Origin of the sequence: Acinetobacter lanii, assembly GCF_011578285.1 — a bacterium.
GTDB classification, from domain to species: domain Bacteria; phylum Pseudomonadota; class Gammaproteobacteria; order Pseudomonadales; family Moraxellaceae; genus Acinetobacter; species Acinetobacter lanii.
In genome coordinates this window covers 3,239,499-3,259,817 of the sequence record NZ_CP049916.1, presented here as the reverse complement: position 1 = coordinate 3,259,817, position 20,319 = coordinate 3,239,499, and the positions used below count along the sequence as shown (strand labels likewise).

Annotated in this window: 18 protein-coding genes and 2 tRNA genes; 13 read left to right on the top strand and 7 right to left on the bottom strand. The window is 41.3% G+C overall.

The features are described 5' to 3' along the window. Window positions 1-98: 98 nt before the first annotated feature. Both G8D99_RS14910 and G8D99_RS14905 read right to left on the bottom strand, forming a co-directional pair. A tRNA-Gly gene (locus G8D99_RS14910) sits at window positions 99-174 on the bottom strand. Between the two features lie 47 nt (window positions 175-221). Beyond that, window positions 222-294 (bottom strand) — tRNA-Gly (locus tag G8D99_RS14905). 250 nt (window positions 295-544) lie between these two features. Between G8D99_RS14905 and G8D99_RS14900 the strand changes: the two genes are divergently transcribed. The 4 genes from G8D99_RS14900 (at window position 545) to G8D99_RS14885 (ending at window position 2,835) form a co-directional block, all read left to right on the top strand. Continuing rightward, window positions 545-856 carry a BolA family protein gene (locus G8D99_RS14900; RefSeq protein ID WP_166327230.1) on the top strand — a complete coding sequence of 104 codons (312 nt, stop codon included), beginning with the start codon at window positions 545-547 and terminating at the stop codon, window positions 854-856. A 3-nt stretch (window positions 857-859) separates the two neighbouring features. Continuing rightward, window positions 860-1,252, top strand: a complete 393-nt coding sequence (locus tag G8D99_RS14895; RefSeq protein ID WP_166327227.1) for a SirB2 family protein — start codon at window positions 860-862, stop codon at window positions 1,250-1,252. A gap of 366 nt (window positions 1,253-1,618) precedes the next feature. After that, the gene (locus G8D99_RS14890; RefSeq protein ID WP_166327225.1) at window positions 1,619-2,032 is read left to right on the top strand and encodes a hypothetical protein; all 414 of its coding nucleotides are present in this window, start codon (window positions 1,619-1,621) and stop codon (window positions 2,030-2,032) included. A gap of 206 nt (window positions 2,033-2,238) precedes the next feature. Further along, window positions 2,239-2,835, top strand: a complete 597-nt coding sequence (locus G8D99_RS14885) for a LysE family translocator (protein WP_166327223.1) — start codon at window positions 2,239-2,241, stop codon at window positions 2,833-2,835. 75 nt (window positions 2,836-2,910) lie between these two features. On the opposite strand, the gene G8D99_RS14880 is transcribed toward G8D99_RS14885, so the two are convergent. Continuing rightward, window positions 2,911-3,555 carry a DedA family protein gene (locus G8D99_RS14880; protein WP_166327221.1) on the bottom strand — a complete coding sequence of 215 codons (645 nt, stop codon included), beginning with the start codon at window positions 3,553-3,555 and terminating at the stop codon, window positions 2,911-2,913. Window positions 3,556-3,746: 191 nt separating this feature from the next. Here G8D99_RS14880 and G8D99_RS14875 point away from each other — a divergent pair, with 191 nt between their 5' ends. The 3 genes from G8D99_RS14875 to G8D99_RS14865 all read left to right on the top strand — a co-directional run bounded on the left by G8D99_RS14875 (window position 3,747) and on the right by G8D99_RS14865 (window position 6,914). Continuing rightward, window positions 3,747-4,163 carry a DoxX family protein gene (locus tag G8D99_RS14875; RefSeq protein WP_166327219.1) on the top strand — a complete coding sequence of 139 codons (417 nt, stop codon included), beginning with the start codon at window positions 3,747-3,749 and terminating at the stop codon, window positions 4,161-4,163. A 230-nt stretch (window positions 4,164-4,393) separates the two neighbouring features. Beyond that, entirely contained in the window at window positions 4,394-5,962 is a 1,569-nt protein-coding gene (guaA, locus tag G8D99_RS14870) for a glutamine-hydrolyzing GMP synthase (RefSeq protein ID WP_166327217.1), read from the top strand. A gap of 277 nt (window positions 5,963-6,239) precedes the next feature. Then, window positions 6,240-6,914, top strand: coding sequence for an HNH endonuclease (locus tag G8D99_RS14865; protein ID WP_166327215.1), 675 nt, complete (start codon window positions 6,240-6,242; stop codon window positions 6,912-6,914). 2 nt (window positions 6,915-6,916) lie between these two features. Here G8D99_RS14865 and G8D99_RS14860 read toward each other — a convergent pair whose 3' ends face one another. Beyond that, window positions 6,917-8,140: a GGDEF domain-containing protein gene (locus G8D99_RS14860; RefSeq protein ID WP_166327213.1), complete on the bottom strand. Its 1,224-nt coding sequence runs from the start codon at window positions 8,138-8,140 to the stop codon at window positions 6,917-6,919. 401 nt (window positions 8,141-8,541) lie between these two features. Between G8D99_RS14860 and G8D99_RS14855 the strand changes: the two genes are divergently transcribed. From G8D99_RS14855 to G8D99_RS14845, 3 genes are all read left to right on the top strand, one after another. After that, window positions 8,542-9,489 (top strand): pirin family protein, encoded by a 948-nt coding sequence (locus tag G8D99_RS14855; RefSeq protein WP_166327211.1) that lies wholly within the window; start codon window positions 8,542-8,544, stop codon window positions 9,487-9,489. 100 nt (window positions 9,490-9,589) lie between these two features. After that, window positions 9,590-9,988, top strand: coding sequence for an OsmC family protein (locus G8D99_RS14850; protein WP_166327209.1), 399 nt, complete (start codon window positions 9,590-9,592; stop codon window positions 9,986-9,988). A gap of 121 nt (window positions 9,989-10,109) precedes the next feature. Then, on the top strand, window positions 10,110-10,748 hold the full coding sequence (locus tag G8D99_RS14845) for a glutathione S-transferase (RefSeq protein ID WP_166327207.1): 639 nt from the start codon (window positions 10,110-10,112) through the stop codon (window positions 10,746-10,748). Window positions 10,749-10,860: 112 nt separating this feature from the next. Here the strand turns inward: G8D99_RS14845 and G8D99_RS14840 are convergent, their stop codons facing one another. The 3 genes from G8D99_RS14840 to G8D99_RS14830 all read right to left on the bottom strand — a co-directional run bounded on the left by G8D99_RS14840 (window position 10,861) and on the right by G8D99_RS14830 (window position 14,140). Beyond that, window positions 10,861-11,469, bottom strand: a complete 609-nt coding sequence (locus G8D99_RS14840) for an SPOR domain-containing protein (RefSeq protein ID WP_166327205.1) — start codon at window positions 11,467-11,469, stop codon at window positions 10,861-10,863. Window positions 11,470-11,557: 88 nt separating this feature from the next. Next, a complete protein-coding gene (gene argS / locus G8D99_RS14835; RefSeq protein ID WP_166327203.1) occupies window positions 11,558-13,348 on the bottom strand; it encodes an arginine--tRNA ligase in 1,791 nt (596 codons plus the stop codon). 174 nt (window positions 13,349-13,522) lie between these two features. Then, window positions 13,523-14,140 carry a hypothetical protein gene (locus G8D99_RS14830; RefSeq protein ID WP_227554336.1) on the bottom strand — a complete coding sequence of 206 codons (618 nt, stop codon included), beginning with the start codon at window positions 14,138-14,140 and terminating at the stop codon, window positions 13,523-13,525. A gap of 414 nt (window positions 14,141-14,554) precedes the next feature. Here G8D99_RS14830 and G8D99_RS14825 point away from each other — a divergent pair, with 414 nt between their 5' ends. From G8D99_RS14825 to G8D99_RS14815, 3 genes are all read left to right on the top strand, one after another. Then, entirely contained in the window at window positions 14,555-16,255 is a 1,701-nt protein-coding gene (locus tag G8D99_RS14825; RefSeq protein WP_166327201.1) for an NAD-dependent malic enzyme, read from the top strand. A gap of 158 nt (window positions 16,256-16,413) precedes the next feature. Then, window positions 16,414-19,797 (top strand): type VI secretion system Vgr family protein, encoded by a 3,384-nt coding sequence (locus G8D99_RS14820; RefSeq protein ID WP_166327199.1) that lies wholly within the window; start codon window positions 16,414-16,416, stop codon window positions 19,795-19,797. Window positions 19,798-19,806: 9 nt separating this feature from the next. Continuing rightward, entirely contained in the window at window positions 19,807-20,319 is a 513-nt protein-coding gene (locus tag G8D99_RS14815; RefSeq protein ID WP_166327197.1) for a hypothetical protein, read from the top strand.

Sequence of the window (20,319 nt, the reverse complement as noted above, 5' to 3'; positions counted from 1 at the left end):
CTATGCATAAAAAGCCTGCCATATGCGGGATTTTTATGCATTAAATTATTGGAGTCAAAAAAAATCCCCCATCTTTCGATGAGGGATTTTTTAGAATCTGGAGCGGGAAAGGAGACTCGAACTCCCGACCCCAACCTTGGCAAGGTTATGCTCTACCAACTGAGCTATTCCCGCGGAGTCTGCATAGTTTTTTAAATAAAAAACGATACTAAAAAATTTTGAGCGGGAAAGGAGACTCGAACTCCCGACCCCAACCTTGGCAAGGTTATGCTCTACCAACTGAGCTATTCCCGCATGCCGTGTATAATACAGTATGCAAAAAATGGGTCAACACCTTTATGCAAAAAAAACGTGTGTTTGCATAAAATAAAAACAACTTTAGCGTATTTTTTTATTTTCCGTGATTTTTAGCATAAATAATCAACAACATAAGCAGTTTAGGGGTCTTCAAACGGAAATGAGACCTTTGAAAATCTAGATGCCATGCTTTAATGATGAACACGTTATACTGCTTTATATTATTTTAGAAATCTGGAGCATTCGGATGAGCTTAGAATTACAACTGATTGAACGGTTACAGCAACTCTCCCCAAGTCATTTAGAGGTTTTAAATGAATCTGCGGGACATGGTGGCTATTACCCAGGCAAAGAGTCGCATTTTAAAGTGACCATTGTTAGTGATGCATTTGCAGGTTTGCGTTTGGTTCAACGTCATCAAAAAGTTTATGCGGCTGCAGGTGATCTATTGGGTGCTGGCAATATTCATGCACTTGCTATACATGCATATCTACCCACAGAATGGACAGGAACAGCACCTGCAAGTCCCGAATGTGCGCATGCCCCGAAGGAGGCATAAGCTATGGATGCCCATTTAGCTGTTAAAATTGTACATATGTCGAGTGCAACCTTACTGATCATTGCCATTGTGATCGGTTTGTTGACGCTCTATGTCGGTACGCAGGACAATCAGCCCAATCCGAAATTGCGTAAAGTGTTTATGGCTTTGCAGCATTTATCCTTGCTGTTGATTATTTTGACTGGTGTGTCGCTGTTGGTGATGAATGAATTCCAAGTGAAACCTTGGTTCTATGCCAAAATGGTTTTGTTCTTGGTGGTGATTTCATCCTTAATCAAAGCCTTTAAAAAAGACGCCAGTATTGCGCTGGCGCAACGACGTGCAGGGATGTTTATTGGTGTTGTGGCACTGATTGCTTTATTCAGTTTGGTCATCATTAAACCTGTATTTAGTTAAACTGACCTCAATGCTTTAAGCGGGGCATTATTTCATGTATGAAGAGACAATAGGTGTTTGAAATCTGATTAATGTTCATAGCAATTTGGATGAATGTATAAATGTGGAAGGTTGGGCGACTCGAACAGTCGATCCAGTTCAGATATATCTTTGTCCCAACTTGCATGAGGGTATGAGTACATATGTGGATCACTGTATCGCTTTGTCTAAGTTTTAGATCATTCATCTAGCTCAAGCCTTTTGATGATGAGTATGCACATCAAAATATCTCATGATGTTCTAATGTTGATCTACAGATCATAAATTGACGCAGACCTATCAAACATTGTTCAATGAGACTGAGAAAAAATAAAACTGAGTGTAAAAATGAAATCTCTATCTTTAAAAACTGTCCAATATGGTTTAGTTGCAGTGACTTTGGGCTTACTGACAGCCTGTGCCACCACGGTCAAACCGACTTATGTTTCTCCAACCCAATATCAGTCTTTAAACTGTGCACAAATCAGTGCTGAATTTAACCGAATTCAACAATATATCGAAGCCGGGGTACAAACGCCCAAACGCACAGGAATGGGCGTGGGTGTTGGCTTAGGTGGTGGATGGGGCAGTCGTGGTGGTTGGGGGTTAGGGCCGTCTATTTCAGTGAATATGGGACAGTCTTCTGACACCAAGAAAACTGAGCTATCGCGCTTATATGGTCAACAAGATGCCTTGACCCAAGCGGCGCAATTTAAGAATTGTGGCTTTGTCCCTAAACGTCAAACTGAGCAGAAAAAGTAAGCAAAACTGTGCTGTTTGTGGCTGAATGTTGCAAACAGCTTGTTACATCAAATTGGATTTTCTAAATAGTCACAATAAATCAAGTTGTTAGGTTGTTTTTGGTTTGAGAATGACGCAGGATTCATAGAAATCGCTACTGAAAAACTTGTTATGTTTTAATCCTTTGGTTTAAGGTGTGCCGATTCGAATTGCGTATTTAAGTGTTTATGCTAGAAAGTTGGCTCTTCGTTTTTGCAGTGATTGCAGTACTTTTAATTCCCGGCCCCACCAATGCTTTATTGGCGAGTTCAGCCCATCTTCATGGTAGCTTCAAAACCTTTTTTTCGATTCCTGTGGTGCTGTTTGGCTATGTTTATGGCATCAGTCTATGGGCGTTAATCATTCATTTAAGCATGCCGATCTGGCCCAATCTGATTCATATTTTACATGCGGTCAGTGCGATCTATGTGATTTGGCTCGCCTTTCATTTGTGGAAAAAAACCAGCTTACAACAGCACAGTTTGAAGCATCAGCAATTGAGCCGTTCTGAACTGTTTAAATCCACCTTAAAAAATCCAAAATCTTTACTGTTCGCTGCCGGGATTTTTCCGGCATGGACCTGGGAAAGTGTTGAGCATTATGCATGGGTCTTAGGGGTCTTCTGTCTATGCTTGATGCCATGTGGGTTATTTTGGATGTATGTCGGACGACAAATTTTGGCAGGTGAGATTAAAACCGCCACCGCCGACCGTATTTATAAAGGGTCGGCGATGCTCTTAATGCTGAGTATGATGCCGATTGTGATTAGCTTTTTTAGACTTTAATTAAGCGTGTGTTCAGCATGTATAGCTGAACAGTTGAAATCTTCAATGTATAGAGCAAACCGTCCTGACGCTTGATTAAGCCTCAGGATTTTTTTTCGGGAAAAATTTGTGACGAATAAAACCAATAATACCCGGTAATACACTGACAATAATGATGCCGAAAATCAGATGGGTGAAATTGTCTTTCACGATTGGCATATTGCCAAATAAATAACCTAAAGCAATGAATGAACCGACCCATGAAATCGCACCAATGGCGTTATAGCTAAGGAAATATTTATAGTTCATGCTGCCTGCACCGGCAACGAAAGGTGCGAAGGTACGCGCAAAGGGAATAAAGCGCGCAAAAATAATGGTTTTACCGCCATGCTTTTCGAAGAAATTTTGGGTATAGACCAGATGTTTTTTATTGATGAATTTAGAATCGATCTCAAATACACGTGGACCGATGTATTTACCAATATGGTAATTTAAAGTATCCCCCAACACTGCCGCAATAAATAATAGCAACACCAACAGCCACGGGTCTAAAACGCCGGTTGATGCTGCCAATGCACCAGCAGCAAACAATAAGCTGTCGCCCGGTAAAAAGGGCATCACCACCAAACCTGTTTCTACAAAAATAATCAGAAACAAAATACCGTAAACCCAGACACCATAATTTCTTATAAATTCAAGCAGGTGTTCATCTACGTGTAAGATAAAATCGAGTAATTCCATGAAGGCTAAACTGCACAAAAATGTGATCAAATCCTAGCAGTCTATCGAGTTAAAGTCAGTATGAAAAAGCGAAAATAGTTGCTGGAAACGTTTTAAATTTGCAACGATGAGTCCGATATATGGTGTTTAATGCTTAACCACTTTTTTCTAACATGGCGACATCTTCAAAAATAAACAGACGTAGAACGCTCATGTTAAATCCAAATGTTGTTGTTAAAAATATTGTGAACCAACCGACTGCTAATGCAGTGATTTCCTTAGTTGCCCGAATTTTACTGGCGTATATTTTCCTTGTAGCAGGTTGGGGGAAAATTACCGATTATGCGGCAACGGTGGGCTATATGGAAAGTATGGGTGTGCCGGGTGCAATGTTGCCATTGACCATTTTGGTTGAGTTTGGCGGCGGTTTGGCACTGCTCTTTGGTTTCCAAGCGCGTTTTGCCGCTTTTGGTCTGGCGGTGTTTAGTATTATCACCGCGTTGATTTTCCATGGTGGCGCAGAAGATAGTATTAATCTGATGAAAAACTTGGCGATCAGTGGCGGTCTATTGTTTTTAATGTTGCATGGCGCAGGGCGTTTGAGCTTGGATCATGCGATTGAAAAATAAGTTGAGGTCTGATTTTAGAATGGGATTGATTTAAAATACGCTGATGCAGGTCAAAGGAGGATTTTCATTTGCCTGCAGAGACGTTTTAAAAAATCAGACATTTTCAATAAAATGATATTGAATTCATTGATTTAATCTGTTTTCAGGTGACTTGTGCGAATCATGTGCGAAGACGCATTAAAAATGCTAGAATAACGCGCTTATATTCGTTGCCTGCATAGTTGTTTGCCATGACTACCAATACCCAAATTACTGAAGACCGTATCCTGATTTTGGATTTCGGTTCTCAATATAGCCAGTTGATTGCACGTCGTGTACGTGAAGCTGGCGTTTATTCAGAAATGTACGCATTTGATATGTCAGAAGAAGACATTCGTGCATTTAACCCAAACGGGATCATCCTTTCAGGTGGTCCAGAAAGTGTTTATGAAGCTGGTAGTCCACGTGCCCCTGAAGTTGTATTTAACTTAGGCGTGCCTGTACTTGGTATCTGCTACGGTTTACAAACCATGTCAGAGCAGCTTGGCGGTAAAGTAGAGCCAGGCGAAGTTCATGAATTTGGTTATGCAGAAGTTGACATTCAAGTACGTGACAAATTGATTGGCGATCTTGAAGATCATCCAAATCAATTAAAAGTGTGGATGAGCCACGGCGACAAAGTAACAGCGATTCCAGAAGGCTTCCAAGTTACAGCAAGCACGCCGAGCTGCCCATTTGCAATGGTATCTGACGAAGCTCGTCGTTTCTACGGTATTCAGTTCCACCCAGAAGTAACGCATACAGCGAAAGGTAAAGAACTTTTAGACAACTTCGTTCATGGAATCTGTGGTTGCCGTAGCCTTTGGAACTCTGAAAACATTATCGATTTACGTGTTGAGCAACTTCGCGCGCAAATTGGCGATCAAAAAGTACTTTTAGGTCTTTCAGGTGGTGTGGATTCATCTGTGGTTGCTGCGCTTTTACACCGCGCAATTGGCGACCAATTGACTTGCGTATTCGTGGATAACGGTTTACTCCGTTTGAACGAAGGGGAGCAAGTGATGGACATGTTTGCGAAAAACATGGGGATCCGTGTGATTCGTGCTGATGCTGAAGATCGTTTCTTGTCTGCACTTGCAGGTGAAGTTGATCCTGAGAAAAAACGTAAAATCATCGGTCGTGAGTTCATCGAAGTATTTGCTGAAGAAGCGCGTAAGCTGGATGGCGTAAACTTCTTGGCTCAAGGGACGATTTACCCTGACGTGATCGAATCTGCTGCAACTAAAAATGGTAAAGCGCATGTGATTAAATCACACCATAACGTGGGTGGTTTACCAGAAGATTTAGCCTTTGAATTGGTTGAGCCAATCCGTGACTTGTTTAAAGACGAAGTTCGCCGTTTAGGGACAACTTTAGGTCTTCCATTTGAAATGCTTTACCGTCATCCATTCCCAGGTCCAGGTTTGGGCGTACGTATCTTGGGTGAAGTGAAAAAAGAATATGCTGACATTCTTCGTTTAGCAGATGACATTTTCATGCAAGAACTTCGTGCAAGCGGTTGGTATGACAAAACTGCGCAAGCATTCGCTGTATTTCAACCGGTTAAATCTGTGGGTGTAGTGGGTGATGGTCGTCGTTATGCATGGGTGATTGCACTTCGTGCGGTTGAAACAGTTGACTTCATGACAGCGCGTTTTGCTCATCTTCCTTATGATCTTGTCGATAAAATCTCGACTCGCATCATGAATGAAATTAAAGATGTGTCTCGTGTTGTTTATGACGTTTCGTCTAAACCACCTGCTACGATTGAATGGGAGTAATTCAGGGATTTCGGACAGCACTGCTGTCCGCCTGAATTACGCCAAGGGCTATGCCCGCGGCAGTTAGGCTTTCACGAAGCACTGCTTCGTGCGAGTTTTACGCCAAGGGCTATGCCCGCGGCAGTTGGGCTTTTACGAAGCACTGCTGTCCGCCTGAATTACGCCAAGAGCTATGCTCGCCGCAGTGTCTGATTAAGGACAACTTCTAATAAAAAAAGAGCGCTTAGGCGCTCTTTTTTTATGTATATTGATCAAAATCAAATCATTGGGGGATATAATGGATTTTTATCAATGGCTTATTCAAGAAAAAGGATTATCTCAAGCAACAGCATCAAAATATAACTTGGTTATTCAGAATAGAATTTCGGAATGGTTGCCAAGTTATGAACGTCCAGCCAATAGCATTGAATTTGAAGCTTTAAAACGCTTGATTCTTGATTTGAATATTTATAAAGAGCGAAATCGGATTGGGAATAATATGTATTCTTCGGCTCTCAACCATTATGGTCACTATTTAAAACAATATGATGTTGTTGATTCAACAATCTTCACAGAGAATAAAATATTTACCTCTGAAGCAGAAAGAAGAATTAAGGCCAGATTGGTTCAAAATAAATTTAGAAAAGGGCTTTTTGATTATTTTCCACGTTGTGCTATTTCAAGCATGAGTAATCCTTCTTTTCTAATCGCTTCCCATATCAAACCTTGGTCAAAATCTAATGATCAAGAGCGTATAGACCCATTCAATGGATTATTGTTAACCCCGAATTATGATCATTTATTTGATCGAGGCTTCATCGGTTTTAAACATAACGGAGAGGTCATTGTTTCGAATCACTTGCATCAGGCAGAAAGGGAATTTTTTAATATTCCAGATCGAATTGCTATTCAGTTAGAAAAAGCGCATCTACCCTATTTAGAATTTCATCGAGATGAAGTTTTCCAAGCTTAAAATCACGTCGGATTATGATGCATCACCACACGATTACGCCCTTGTTGCTTTGCGGTATAAAGCGCAAGGTCAGCACTCTTAATCAATGTACGTAAGTCATGACAGTGCGGTAAAAACCGTGCAAACCCAATTGAAATGGTGAAATTGATCTGACGTTCTGCATCCAAGCGATAGGGCGTTTTACTAATCACGTCACAGATACGATCCGCAATCGCTTGTGCCTGCTTAATATGGGTGTCGGTCAATAAAATAATAAATTCTTCACCGCCAAAACGTGCCAACAAATCATGATCACGAATTTGATCTTTGGCAATTTTGCCCATCATTTTTAAAATTTCATCACCAATATCATGTCCATAAGTGTCATTAATCTTTTTAAAATGATCCACATCGAGGAGCAATAAACACAGCGGATAACTGGCCTGACGACTACGTGCGATATGCTCGGTTGCCAATTGTTCAAAGTAACGACGGTTATGTAAGGAGGTCAAAGCATCGGTATGTGCCATTTGATTGAGGGCTTTACGGCTATTTTCATCAAGCTTGGAATGCAGGAAATTCTGGCGATTTTTTAAAGTCGAGTTCCAGCCAATGTATAGGCTAAAACAGGCAATCGGGAAATAGGCAAACGAGAAAATAAACAGTTCATGCATGCTATATCCCGACACAATGTACACACCAATACAGGTACACAGTGCAATCAATAACGAGGGGATAATAGATGACAAAAATCTCACTTGTACGCCAATATTGGCGAGCACAATAAAGATCACTGAACCATATTGGAAGGTCAATACATCTCGGCTACTCGATTGCGACAGTAATGCAAACCAAATGATCGTGGCGATAATGGTGGTATAAGGCAGATATAAGTCGAGCCATTCAATACGCTGACAATATTGAAAAAAACCATGGGCGATCAGGGTAAATAAAATCACTGAAAAGAAACGAACCGTTAGTGACAACATGCCAATATCGGGGACGACATAATAGTCCGCAATCCCAAATAAAAAATAAGCCAACAACGCCAGCATATTGATTTGATATAAAAAACGCCTTTGTCGCTTTTTCTGAAAATCTAAATAGTCTTGCCACAATTCTTTGGGAATAGGAGAAAGAAAACCAATTAGGGATTGCCGAATCAAATCTCGATTCCGTGAAATACTATCCAAGTTATCGGTATAGATTTCAAAATTACTGGTATCGGTAGACAATTTATTATTCATATTGCGCAATATTCGACATTAATTATCTGAATTAACTCACTTTTATAAAACTACTATACAACAGCTTTGCTAAAAAATAATCAGCCAAGCAAAATAAACCAAACTTTTGAGTCGGAATTAAAAAACCTTTGGATTTGATTTATATATGCTGAATCATGATTTAAATTTTGATACAGGATTGTCCTATTTCTAGTATTCAGCATATTAAGTTCAGGCTAGGATGAATGAGGTATCGCCGATAAAATTATAAAGATGAAGCCCAGATGCTGAATGTCACTAAAATCGAGATGACAGCAACATCAACACATGAACACTGCGACATAAACACTAAGACATAAACAACTAAGACCTCGACATCAGAACATTCAGTCAGATCGCCAATAAACGTTAAGGACAGATGTATGACCAATAGCAATGCGACAGAAATTTCTCACTCAGATGACTGTGAAAAATACGTCAATCAATTCATTCAAGATTTCCCGATTCGTGCCGCTGAAATTGGTAAAGGCACAATCATCAAACGCGCATTACCGAGTCGCCAAAAACGTTTAATTGGGGCGTGGTGTTTCTTGGATCATGCCGGTCCTGTGGTGTTCCCGCAAGGCGATGGTTTGGATGTGGGGCCCCATCCACATATTGGTTTGCAGACCTTCACTTGGATGATTGAAGGCACCATGATGCACAACGACAGTTTAGGCTCTAAACAATTGATTCGTCCGAAACAGGTCAACTTAATGACCGCAGGACGAGGCATTTCACATACCGAAGTGGCACCCGATACTGAAACCCATATGCATGCCGCACAGCTTTGGATTGCATTGCCGGATGACAAGCTGAATATGGAACCGCGTTTTGATCATTATCCAGAATTGCCAGTGGTGGAAAAAGACGGCATTGAATACACGGTATTGGTCGGTGAATTTCTCAATACTACATCGCCTGTTGAGGTGCATACGCCTTTGCTGGGGGTGGACTTAACGGCTAAGGACAATGTCACGACACGTATTCAACTCAATCCTGCTTTTGAATATGGCTTTATGGCACTTGAAGGTACAGTGGTGATCAATGGACATGAACTGGACGAAAATAACTTGGTGGTGTTAGAGCCGGGTTTAAGGGAAGTAGAAATTTCGGTTCATCAAGAGAGCCGAATATTACTGCTGGGTGGAGAACCCTTTGAAAGTCCAATTTTGCTGTGGTGGAACTTTGTCGGGCGTACCCAAGAAGAGTTAAAAATTGCACGTGAGCAGTGGATCAATGGCGATGCACGCTTTGGTTCGATTCCTGAATATGAGGGCCCTCGTTTGGAAGCACCGGCTTTTCCTGATCGGATGCGCCCCTCTAAATAAGAATTGAGATCAAGCTATCCTGAGTGAATTCAGCTTAGGATAGAGTTTTCATTTGAATGATTTTAAAAACAATACCATACAGAAAAATAAGGACAATCCTATGGCGATCATCGCAAAAGCATCAGTACACACCCGTCCGGAACATTGGCTGGGTGAAATCAGTAGTGGCAAGCATAGTTTATTGACCGATAAACCCGAATCGTTTGGTGGAGGCGATCAAGGCTTAGCGCCTTATGATTTGATTTGTTCAGGACTAATTTCATGCACCATGATTACCTTACGCATGTATGCACAGCATAAGAATTTAGATTTGGGTGAGTTTCGTGTCGAAGCGGATTTTAATGCCAATAAAGAGGGCAAAGAATGGATTGAACGCCGTGTGTCTTTTTCTAATCCACTCTCGGATGAACTCAAACAAAAAGTCTTGGATATTTGCCAGAAAACCCCAGTGACCAAAACCTTATTACGCAGTGTCGAGATCAATACGGCATTGGTTTAGCAGTAATCCAACGGCATAGGACTTGGCTTGATGGTGCTTATGTAACAAAGGCTATGGCGAAAGCATGCTTTTGGCTATAGTCGAGGGATCAAATATTGAAAATAAACCGAGCATAATAACGATGATATTGCACCATTTAGAACAGTCACGTTCACTTCGGATTATCTGGGCTTTGGAGGAGTTAGGCCTAGAGTATGATCTGAAATACTATAAACGCTTGCCCAATTTCTCTGCACCACCTGAATTAAAAAAAGTGCATCCCTTGGGCAAAGCTCCAGTGTTGAGCGATGGAGATCTGAACATTGCTGAATCAGCGGTGATCTTAGATTATTTGCAAAGCCAATATGATACAGAACAACAGTTTAAGCCGAGCGAGCCTCAGGACGTTTTACAATATAATTATTGGATGCACTATGCCGAAGGGTCTTTGATGCCATTGTTGGTGATGACTTTGGTGATGTCGAAAGTCTCTGAGCAAGCACCACTGTTGGTCAAACCGATTGCCAAGAAAATTGCGCAAGGGGTACAGGCAGGTTTTATTCAACCGCGTTTAAGTGATCATATTGCCTTTTTGGAACAGCATTTCAAACAGCATGACTATGTGGCAGGTGCATTTTCTTTTGCTGATATTCAAATGAGCTTTCCCATTTTGGCCATGCAACAACGCTTAAAAGGGCAATACCCTGCAATCAATGCTTATGCTGAACGATTAACGCAACGTCCTGCGTACAGTCGTGCTAAAGCCAAAGCGGAAATTTAAATCGTGATTTGGATGCATTAAGCAATAAAAAAGTCGAAATAAAAAGAGGAAATAAAAAAGGATGCATAAGCATCCTTTTTTTGAATTTCAACTGATGACCAACAGCAATAAATTAGCGCTTTACCACAATCGAATCGATGCCACTATGTTGTAAAGTTTGTTGCGCAAGCACCGCAGCTTCTTGTGAATCATAAGGACCTGAGACTACGCGATACCATGTTTGACCGCCTTCCGTGGTTTTCATCACATCGGCAGATAAACCATTTAAAATGATTTCAGCACGACGTGCATCGGCACTGTCTGGGTCAGGGAAACTACGCACTTGCAGAATAAAGCTGGTCTTTGGTGCCACAGACTCAGCAGACTCAACCATTCCGGTATCTTCAGTCGATTCGGCAGTTACCGCAGGCGCTTCTACAATCACTGGCGTAGTATCCACTTGCTGATTTTCAGGTACAGCTTGTTCAGGAATCGGCGTGACTTGTTGCTGTGGCAACAGGTCATAGAAACGGTAATCTTTGTTGGTATCTTCTTGATAATGTTCAGAGGTTACATCATTGGTTCTGTTTTTGACAGGTTCCCACGGTTTCCACAGCATCAGTACCACTGCAAAACTTAACACGATTAAAATCAGCACTAACATTCCTAACCATTTAGGAATCAAAGGCTTTTTCGGTTTATTCGGTCTTTCCGAAACACCGCGTTGCGTTTTTCCAAACACGAGGAAACCTCTCTTCAGTCTTATTCTGTACAGTTTCATTGTGACATGCCGATCGGTATCGGCATGTCAGCTTATTTTAATTATTGAGTTACATGCTTTCAGGTGCAGATACACCTAACAGCTCTAGACCATTTTTTAACACTTGTTTCACATTGCTTGAAAGTAATAAACGTGCTTGAGTCAGATCTGCATCATCACCCAAGACTTTATTTTCGTTGTACCAACCATGGAACAATGCTGCCAGTTCTTTTAAGTAATTACCCACTTGGTGTGGTTCAAAGCTGTTCGCAGCACGAACGATCACTTCTGGGTAAGCTGCAAGTTTCGCCAAGATTTCTGTTTCAGCTTCAAGGTCTAAACGTGAAGCCAAAGCACGTGCTGTTGCAAGATCGAATTTCACCTCAGTTGCAGCCGCTTTTTCAAGCATACGACAAATACGCGCATGTGCATATTGGATGTAATACACCGCATTGTCTTTACTTTGTGACACAGCCAAGTCTAAGTCGAAATCAATGTGTTGTTCAGATTTACGCATCACGTAGTAGAAACGCGCAGCATCGTTACCGACTTCTTTACGCAAGTCACGTAAAGTCACGAATTGACCTGAACGAGATGACATTTGAACCATCTCACCGCCACGCCATAAGCTCACGAACTGAACCAACAATACAGTTAATTTTTTCGAGTCATAACCCAAAGCATCAATTGCCGCTTTGACACGTGAGATATAACCGTGGTGATCTGAACCCCAGATATCCACGATATCGGTATAACCACGTTGTAATTTATTAAGGTGATACGCAATGTCAGAGGCGAAGTAAGTGGTTTGACCATTACGGCGTTTCACCACACGGTCTTTTTCATCACCAAACTCAGTCGACTTAAACCAAATGTTGCCGTCTTTTTCGTATAGGAAACCACGTTGATCTAAAGTCTGTAGTGCTTCATCAATTTTTTCAGTCAAAGACGCTTCGCTGAACCATTGATTGAAGGTTACACCGAATTCACCCAAGTCATCTTTAATGTCATCAAGAATCGCTTTGAGCGCCGCTTGATGGAACACACGGTAGCCTTCATTTAAAGCTGTTTGTGAATTGAAAATCAAACCATCGATGTGTTTTTCTTTGTCGCCTGAAAGTACGACTTTGTTGCCATCTACATCCAATTCTTCAGCGTACTGAACATCTTCAGGCACATCTTTATAAATGTCGGCAACAGGGCGGACATAAGCATCGCCATCTTGGTCGATGATGCTTTGCGCGATTTCTTTAACGTAGTCGCCTTGATAGGCATTTTTCGGGAAAACTAAAGTTTGACCGGTTAATTCCAAATAACGTAAATAAGTTGATGTCGCAAGGATGTCCATTTGACGACCCGCATCATTCACGTAGTACTCACGATCAACGGTAGCACCTGTCGCTTCAAGCAAGTTGGCAACAGTCATCCCGTAGGCTGCACCACGACCGTGACCTACGTGGAGGCTTGAAGTCGGGTTGGCAGATACAAATTCTACTTGGATTTTTTTCGCTGCATTGGCTTGCGTGCGACCAAACTGATCTTGTTGCGCTTGGATTTGATCAAGCACAGCAAAACGTTGGTCAGCATTTAAAAAGAAGTTGATAAAGCCGGGGCCTGCAATTTCTGCTTTGCTAATGTCTGCAACTTCAGGCAGCGCAGCCATGATTTTTTCAGCCAAATCACGTGGCTTCATACCCGCAGCTTTAGATGCGATCATTGCAATATTAGACGCAAAATCGCCGTGGCTTCGGTCTTTGGTACGTGTTAAGTTTCCGCTGTTGTTAAAGTCGGATGGAAGTACCCCTTCAGCTTGAAGAGATTGCACTGCATGATCGAGAGCTGCTTGTATTGCCGTATTCATAATTTATCGAAAAATTAATGTCGCAGAAAAACGATAAATATAGCAAATTTCAGCCCATTTAGCGAAGTCATTTGTATCCAATGCGAGGGATCCGATTCAAAAATACGGGAAATCAACCCACAGCCTTGACGGTGAGTTGATTTCTCGCTGTGGACTGCATTTTTAGAAACAGAATTATTCCTTACAGGTCACTTGTTTATCGAGTAAATCTGCTTGAGCATTTTGGAAGGTATACAGTTTAGAGGCATTAAAGATTTTAATGGTTTTGGCTTTTTTAATGGCCGTTTTAAAGTTTGGATAATGCTTTAAATTGACCAAATCAAAAGGGTTGCCGTAGTTTTTATTGTCCAATAACAACTGAATGCTGCCTGCCTGCGGATCATAACTTTTTAGCACGTCCTGACTCTCCTTATTTTGAATAATAAAGCCCGGGCGCTGAGCAGGATTTTTACAATTTAAACGTAAAAACAGCATATGACCATCACTTGCTTTGTTTTGCAGGGTGTAAATCCCTTGCAGATCATTTTCGATATACACCCATTGTCCTGTCGGCATATTTTGGGTCAGTTTTTCAATTTGTTCTAAGGTGGTTTTACTGATATCCACCACACCTTGTTTGTCAATGTCAGGGGTTTTCATTTCTTTATCTCCCAAGCCCACCATCGACAACGCTTTTTTGGTGACGTTTGAAGTGGTTTTGGAAATACTTTGACAGCCCGTCAAGCTCACGCAGCAACAAATGGCTAAGACAAAAGAAGATTGTTGCAGCGCGTTAAAACGATTATTTTTCATAAGATCTATTCTAAATATTATTTATAGTTGGTTTAAACGTAGCCAGATTTGAACAGCCGTTCAATGCAAAACAGATTGAATTTCAAATCGCAAGATCAAAGCAATATCTCAAAAAAAGCAGGCACTGGCTAGTTGAGGTAGCAAAAAATCACAAAATGATGTCATTAGATTTGTGCCATCGCATTCATTTAAATACCTTGAGTGATCATGTGAAGTATTTCAGGCTAGGATAGGCATTACTCAAATGAACTTCAAAAACGCTCATCTATCAATTCTTAAAATATGAGCCATATGAATATCAATTTACTAAATGCCCATTTAGCTGAAAATGGGCTTAAGCTAGGCTAGACCTTAAAAGTGAATATGTAACTGAAGTAGAACTTGGCGAGATACGCCAAAGACCAGAGACAGCAAATGACCGATAGCAATTTAAAAGTAAAACATCCTCTTTATACCCCTTATGCGGGCTTTACCTTGCTCGAACTCCCGCTACTCAATAAAGGATCGGCCTTCACGGAAGAAGAACGTTCGAATTTTAATTTACACGGTTTACTTCCGCATGTGATCGAAACCATTGAAGAACAACATCAGCGCTCGTATCAGCAGTATGTGTCTTTCAATGAAGACATCAACAAGCATATTTATTTACGAAATATCCAAGATACCAATGAAACCCTGTTTTATCACCTGATTGAAAATCACTTGTCGGAAATGATGCCGATTATTTATACCCCAACCGTGGGTGAGGCCTGTCAGCGTTTCTCGGATATTTACCGCCGTCATCGCGGGATTTTTATTTCCTACCCAGACCGTGAATATATCGATGACATTTTACAAAACGTCAATAAGAACAACGTCAAAGTGATTGTGATCACCGATGGTGAACGAATTCTCGGCTTAGGCGACCAAGGCATTGGCGGGATGGGGATTCCAATTGGAAAATTATCCTTATACACCGCATGTGGCGGAATCAGTCCGGCCTACACTTTACCGATCACGATTGATGTGGGTACCAATAATCCACAGCTTCTCAGCGATCCGATTTATCTCGGTTGGAATCAGCCTCGGATCAGTGGTGAAGAGTATTACAACTTTGTCGATGCGGTACTCACAGGTATTAAACGTCGTTGGCCCAAAGCCTTGATTCAGTTTGAAGACTTTGCCCAGAAAAATGCGATGCCTTTGCTCGAAAAATATCGTGATCAATACTGCTGTTTTAATGATGACATTCAAGGGACAGCCGCAGTATCGGTCGGCAGCTTGATTGCAGCCAGTCGTGCCGCAGGCAAACAACTCAAAGATCAGGTGGTGACATTCCTTGGCGCAGGTTCTGCAGGTTGCGGGATTGCAGAACAAATCGTGGCGCAAATGGTGGCGGAAGGTTTAACGGATGCAGAAGCACGTGCTCGTATCTTTATGGTCGATCGTTTTGGATTGTTGACCGACAATCAACCGAATTTAATCGACTTCCAAAGCAAACTGGTTCAAAAAGTTGAAGCGGTATCGAGCTGGGCCGATGCAGAAGGCATGATCTCACTGCTTGATGTGGTGAAGCATGCCAAACCGACGGTATTGATCGGGGTTTCAGGTCAGCCGGGACTGTTCACTGAAGAAGTCATTCGGACCATGGCTGCACATTGTGAGCGTCCGATTGTGTTACCGCTCTCCAATCCAACTTCACGGGTAGAAGCGGTGCCTGCCGATATTATTGAATGGACTGAAGGTCGAGCACTGATTGCGACAGGAAGTCCATTTCTTCCGGTCAATTATCAAGGGAAACTTCACAATATTTCCCAGTGTAATAACTCTTATATTTTTCCAGGCATTGGACTCGGCGTGATTGCAGTACAAGCCAAACGAGTCACCGACAATATGCTGATGGCGTCGAGTATGGCATTAGCAGACTGCTCACCGAAACTGATCAATCCCGAAGCAGATTTATTACCAGATTTGAATGAATTGCAAAAAGTATCGAAGATTATTGCCTTTAAAGTTGCCCAAGCGGCCATTGCTGATGGGGTCGCCGTTGCGCTAAGTGATGATTTGATTTTAAAGAGTATTGAAGATAATTTCTGGAAACCTGAGTATCGTCGTTACAAGCGGATTCCATTCTAAATCCAGTTCAATTTTTATTGTCATTGTTAACATGAAAAAGGAGGTTTCTAAGCAAACTTCCTTTTTTATTGTTTAAAAAAAATTAACAAAATTGCAATGAAGCTTTTTAAATTTGAGTTTTAAAATCGGCTGAAAATAATCAAAACGATTAAATCTTCATGCTCAATAATATAAATGCCTTGATAGAAAATTTAGGGCTAAGCTTACAAAAACGAGCGTTACATATTCAGTTTTCAAATACTGGACTCAATAGCCAAGTCTTTATTCAGCGCATACAAGGTCGGCATCAGATCAATCAAGGCTTGAAAGCTGAAATCTTGTGTCTTTCGACCCATGCGCATTTACAACTCAAGCAATTTATTGGTTGCCAAGTGGCGGTGGATCAAGTGACTGATATGGGTAAGCTCGATCGGATCACAGGTATTATTACAGGTGCAAGCCAAGGTCAAAGTGACGGCGCACTGACCCTGTATAAACTCACTTTAGAAGATGCAACATCGCTTTGGCATAAACGCCGTAACAGTCGCGTGTTTATGAATAAAAGCGTTCTTGATATTACGGAAATCCTGTTTAAAGAATGGCAAAGCAAGAGTCCGTTGTTTAGTGCAAGTTTAAGCCTGTCCTTAAAAGACCTGCAAAATAACTATGATGTGCGTCCTTTTGTGATGCAAGCCAACGAAACCGATTATGAGTTTCTGACCCGATTGTGGCGCAGTGAAGGCTTGAATTGGCTCGTCGATGAAAAAGCGCATAGCGTTGCAGTATCAGCCACTGAAATTCAGGCGCAAACACTGCGTCTAATCGATCATAACAGTCAATTCGAAGCGCTTGAGCGTCGTTCAGTACGATTTCATCGAAGTAATGCAACAGAACGATTCGATACGATTTCCAGTTTTATTGCACAGCGCTCTTTACAATCTTGTGCGATCCAAGTGCAACGTTGGCAGTCCGATACTTTGGCACAAGATCAAGGTGATTCGAGCCTAAGTTCGCATCTGCATAGTGAACAACACGACAATGAAACCTTGAGCTTAGAGCAAGCATGGACCATCAGTCCGGCGTGGATCAGTGACTTAAATGGCGAAGACCAAACCACAGCATCGGGGAGTCAACAGCTTTCCAGGCTCAATAGTCAATTAAGTCAGTTTCAAGATTTACAATCCAAGTACTTCACCGCAATCAGTAGCGTACGGGATGCGCATGTCGGGTATTGGTTTGAATTTACTGGACACCCTGAAATCGATCAGCACAGTGGATCAGATCGCGAGTTCTTGGTTTTAGCCAAGCATTTTTATAGTCAAAATAATTTACCCAAAGATCTTAACAATCAGGTTGCTGCACTTTTAGATTTAAGTCGTTGGTCACATTTAAATGATGAGCGTCAAGCCAATGAACTGACTCTAATTCGCCGTAGCGTTGCGGTGGTGCCTGAATATGATCCTTTAAAGCATCGCCCGATGGCTTATCCGCAACGCGCCAAAGTGGTCGGTCCTGAAGGTGAAACCATTTATGTCGACCCATGGGGACGAATTAAAGTTCGTTTTGTGTTTACCCGTAACGATGACCATGGACATGATGGGGGTGCAGGTGCCAATGACAATGACACGGACTCGGCTTGGGTGGATGTACTGACTTCGTGGGCAGGTGAGGGCTATGGTTCACGCTTTCATCCACGGATTGGTGAAATCGTGGTGATTGACTTCTTTGATGGCAATGTGGATCGACCTTTTGTGATAGGGCGTTTGCATGAGGCAGAACGCCATCAAACCATGTTTGATGTCAAAGGTCAGTTGCCAGATACCAAAAAGCTCAGTGGAATTCGCTCACAAGAGGTAGGGGGAGGTGGATTTAATCAACTCCGTTTTGATGACACCACCGGACAAATCAGTGCGCAATTACAGAGTAGTCATGCAGCAACGCAATTGAATCTGGGTAACTTAAGTCATCCCAAAGATAAAGAAATCAGTAATGGTCGTGGTGAAGGCTTTGAACTGCGTACCGATGCCTATGGCGCTGTTCGTGCAGGCAAGGGTATGCTCATTTCAACCTATGCACAGGAAAATGCATTAGCAGATCATTTAGAAGCGGCACAAGCTCAATCACTTCTGAGTCAGGGCGAACAAAGTATGAAAATGCTCAGTCAATTGGCCGTAAAACAACAAACAGATGCCTTGAATGTCATTAGTCGGTTGCCTAAATTTATCCAATCCTTAGAAATCAAAAATACGGCTCAAGCCCTACAGTATACGGTGAATCTGTTTAAACAAGGTTTGGCCAATGATCCACTCAATGCACTTAAAGACTGTGGTGGATTTATCGAAGATATTGGTTCATTTGGCGGTAAAGCCAAAGGGATTGTTGATGAGTTCAATGCATTTTTTAGTGATGCCAAAGAATCAGTCGAGAACCTTAAAGAGTTTATTGAAAATATTCAGGAGCATGGCACGGATGTCCTGAAAGGCAAATTTGAAAGTATCAAAAATGGCATCCAAGACAATCCGCTTAAAGCCATTCAGGAGGTTGGGAAAGCCATTTCGAGTGTCGATATTACCGATGACTTACTGATTTCATGTACAGGTTTTGGTGGAGATCAAGGGCTTTCTAAAATTACGCCATCGAAAGCGCTGAGTTCTTTACAAGGTTTTATGGAAGGGTACACACAGGGTTTACAAAGTAGCTCCGATCAGAAAAAGCAAGAACAAGGGAAGCTGTTTAGACAAGCTTTAATGTTATTGGCTTCTCCGAATGGTATTGCATTGACCACACCTGAAGACATTATTTTACAAGCCTCTCAAGATATTGCCGAAAGTGCACAGGGTTCGATTAATTTAAGTGCGCAGAAAAATATCGTGGGACATGCACAAGATAAAATTAGCTTATTTGCAGCGCAAAAGGGGCTGAGAGCTTTTGCCGCAAAAGGCAAAGTTGAATTACAAGCGCAAGATGATGCAATTGAAGCGATTGCGCGGAAGGTGATTAAGCTTATTTCAACTGAAGACAAAATTGAGATCACTAGTCCAAAAGAAATTGTGCTCACTGCAGGCGGTTCTCAACTCAAGATTAATGGCAGTGGTGTATTTAGTACGACGGGTGGGAAGTTTGAAAGTAAGGCGGGGCAGCATGTGTTTACGGGTGGGGCAACTGTAAATGCTCAATTACCGAAGATCCCTGAGAGTGGAATATTTAGCCGAAGGTTTGATTTTAAAGATTTAATTTCATCAGAACTTCTGAAAAGTGGTTTTAAATATAAAGTTATAAACAAAGATAAGAATACAGAATATATAGGTTTTCTTGATGAAAATGCTCGTACAGAGAGGGTCTTTAGTGACAACCCAGATAGTGTCGAGATTGTACTATTGGGTAAATCTGAGGATGAATCAGATAAGTTGCTTCTAATTGAGGAAGAATTTACTCAAGATAAAAGTGATAGTTCAGATGAAGCATGTTGTGGAGGGCATGATGAAGATGATCATGACCATCATGATGAAGAATTTAACGATGAAAGTGATTTAGAAGCTGATTTCAACAGTTTTGGACTTTAAGGTAGATTTATGAAAAAACTAAAAAAAATAATGACTATGTTCGTGTGCTTAAGTAGCTCAACACTATATGCTGAAAGTTCGAAAGAGTGTATGAATTATTGGAATCAACCAATAAAAAAGATCACGGTATTAGAAGAAGTAGAATGTGATCATATCTGGGATTTTGGTAAAAATAAAAATAGTTTGAATCGCTTCAAAGTAGTAAATAATTTAAATCTTAAAACAACTAATACGCAATGGATGTCAACAGGGCAGTGTCAAAAAGTATCATACAATAAAAAACAGTTTAATATTTACAATTCAGAGTACAAAGAATATGGGCACAATATTTGGCTAATTTACGATGATAAAAATGCTTTTGCATATTTTAGAAAAGTGAATAGTAAAGATCAATCAGTGGAGGTGAGTTGTGCTCAAGAGGGGGCGGACACAAATTTGAAATTTATACTCAATAGTTATTTAAAAAATAATACATCTGTAAGTATGCAAAAATATAAAGCAAATGATTGGTATAAAGAATAA

Coding starts and splice junctions, on each gene's coding strand:
- G8D99_RS14875 (WP_166327219.1), top strand. CDS start 3,747: ATGTTAAATCCAAATGTTGTTGTTAAAAATATTGTGAACCAACCGACT.
- G8D99_RS14880 (WP_166327221.1), bottom strand. CDS start 3,555: ATGGAATTACTCGATTTTATCTTACACGTAGATGAACACCTGCTTGAA.
- G8D99_RS14890 (WP_166327225.1), top strand. CDS start 1,619: ATGAAATCTCTATCTTTAAAAACTGTCCAATATGGTTTAGTTGCAGTG.
- G8D99_RS14820 (WP_166327199.1), top strand. CDS start 16,414: ATGCTCAATAATATAAATGCCTTGATAGAAAATTTAGGGCTAAGCTTA.
- G8D99_RS14850 (WP_166327209.1), top strand. CDS start 9,590: ATGGCGATCATCGCAAAAGCATCAGTACACACCCGTCCGGAACATTGG.
- G8D99_RS14895 (WP_166327227.1), top strand. CDS start 860: ATGGATGCCCATTTAGCTGTTAAAATTGTACATATGTCGAGTGCAACC.
- G8D99_RS14885 (WP_166327223.1), top strand. CDS start 2,239: ATGCTAGAAAGTTGGCTCTTCGTTTTTGCAGTGATTGCAGTACTTTTA.
- G8D99_RS14855 (WP_166327211.1), top strand. CDS start 8,542: ATGACCAATAGCAATGCGACAGAAATTTCTCACTCAGATGACTGTGAA.
- G8D99_RS14860 (WP_166327213.1), bottom strand. CDS start 8,140: ATGAATAATAAATTGTCTACCGATACCAGTAATTTTGAAATCTATACC.
- G8D99_RS14865 (WP_166327215.1), top strand. CDS start 6,240: ATGGATTTTTATCAATGGCTTATTCAAGAAAAAGGATTATCTCAAGCA.
- G8D99_RS14830 (WP_227554336.1), bottom strand. CDS start 14,140: ATGAAAAATAATCGTTTTAACGCGCTGCAACAATCTTCTTTTGTCTTA.
- argS (WP_166327203.1), bottom strand. CDS start 13,348: ATGAATACGGCAATACAAGCAGCTCTCGATCATGCAGTGCAATCTCTT.
- G8D99_RS14900 (WP_166327230.1), top strand. CDS start 545: ATGAGCTTAGAATTACAACTGATTGAACGGTTACAGCAACTCTCCCCA.
- G8D99_RS14845 (WP_166327207.1), top strand. CDS start 10,110: ATGATATTGCACCATTTAGAACAGTCACGTTCACTTCGGATTATCTGG.
- G8D99_RS14825 (WP_166327201.1), top strand. CDS start 14,555: ATGACCGATAGCAATTTAAAAGTAAAACATCCTCTTTATACCCCTTAT.
- G8D99_RS14815 (WP_166327197.1), top strand. CDS start 19,807: ATGAAAAAACTAAAAAAAATAATGACTATGTTCGTGTGCTTAAGTAGC.
- guaA (WP_166327217.1), top strand. CDS start 4,394: ATGACTACCAATACCCAAATTACTGAAGACCGTATCCTGATTTTGGAT.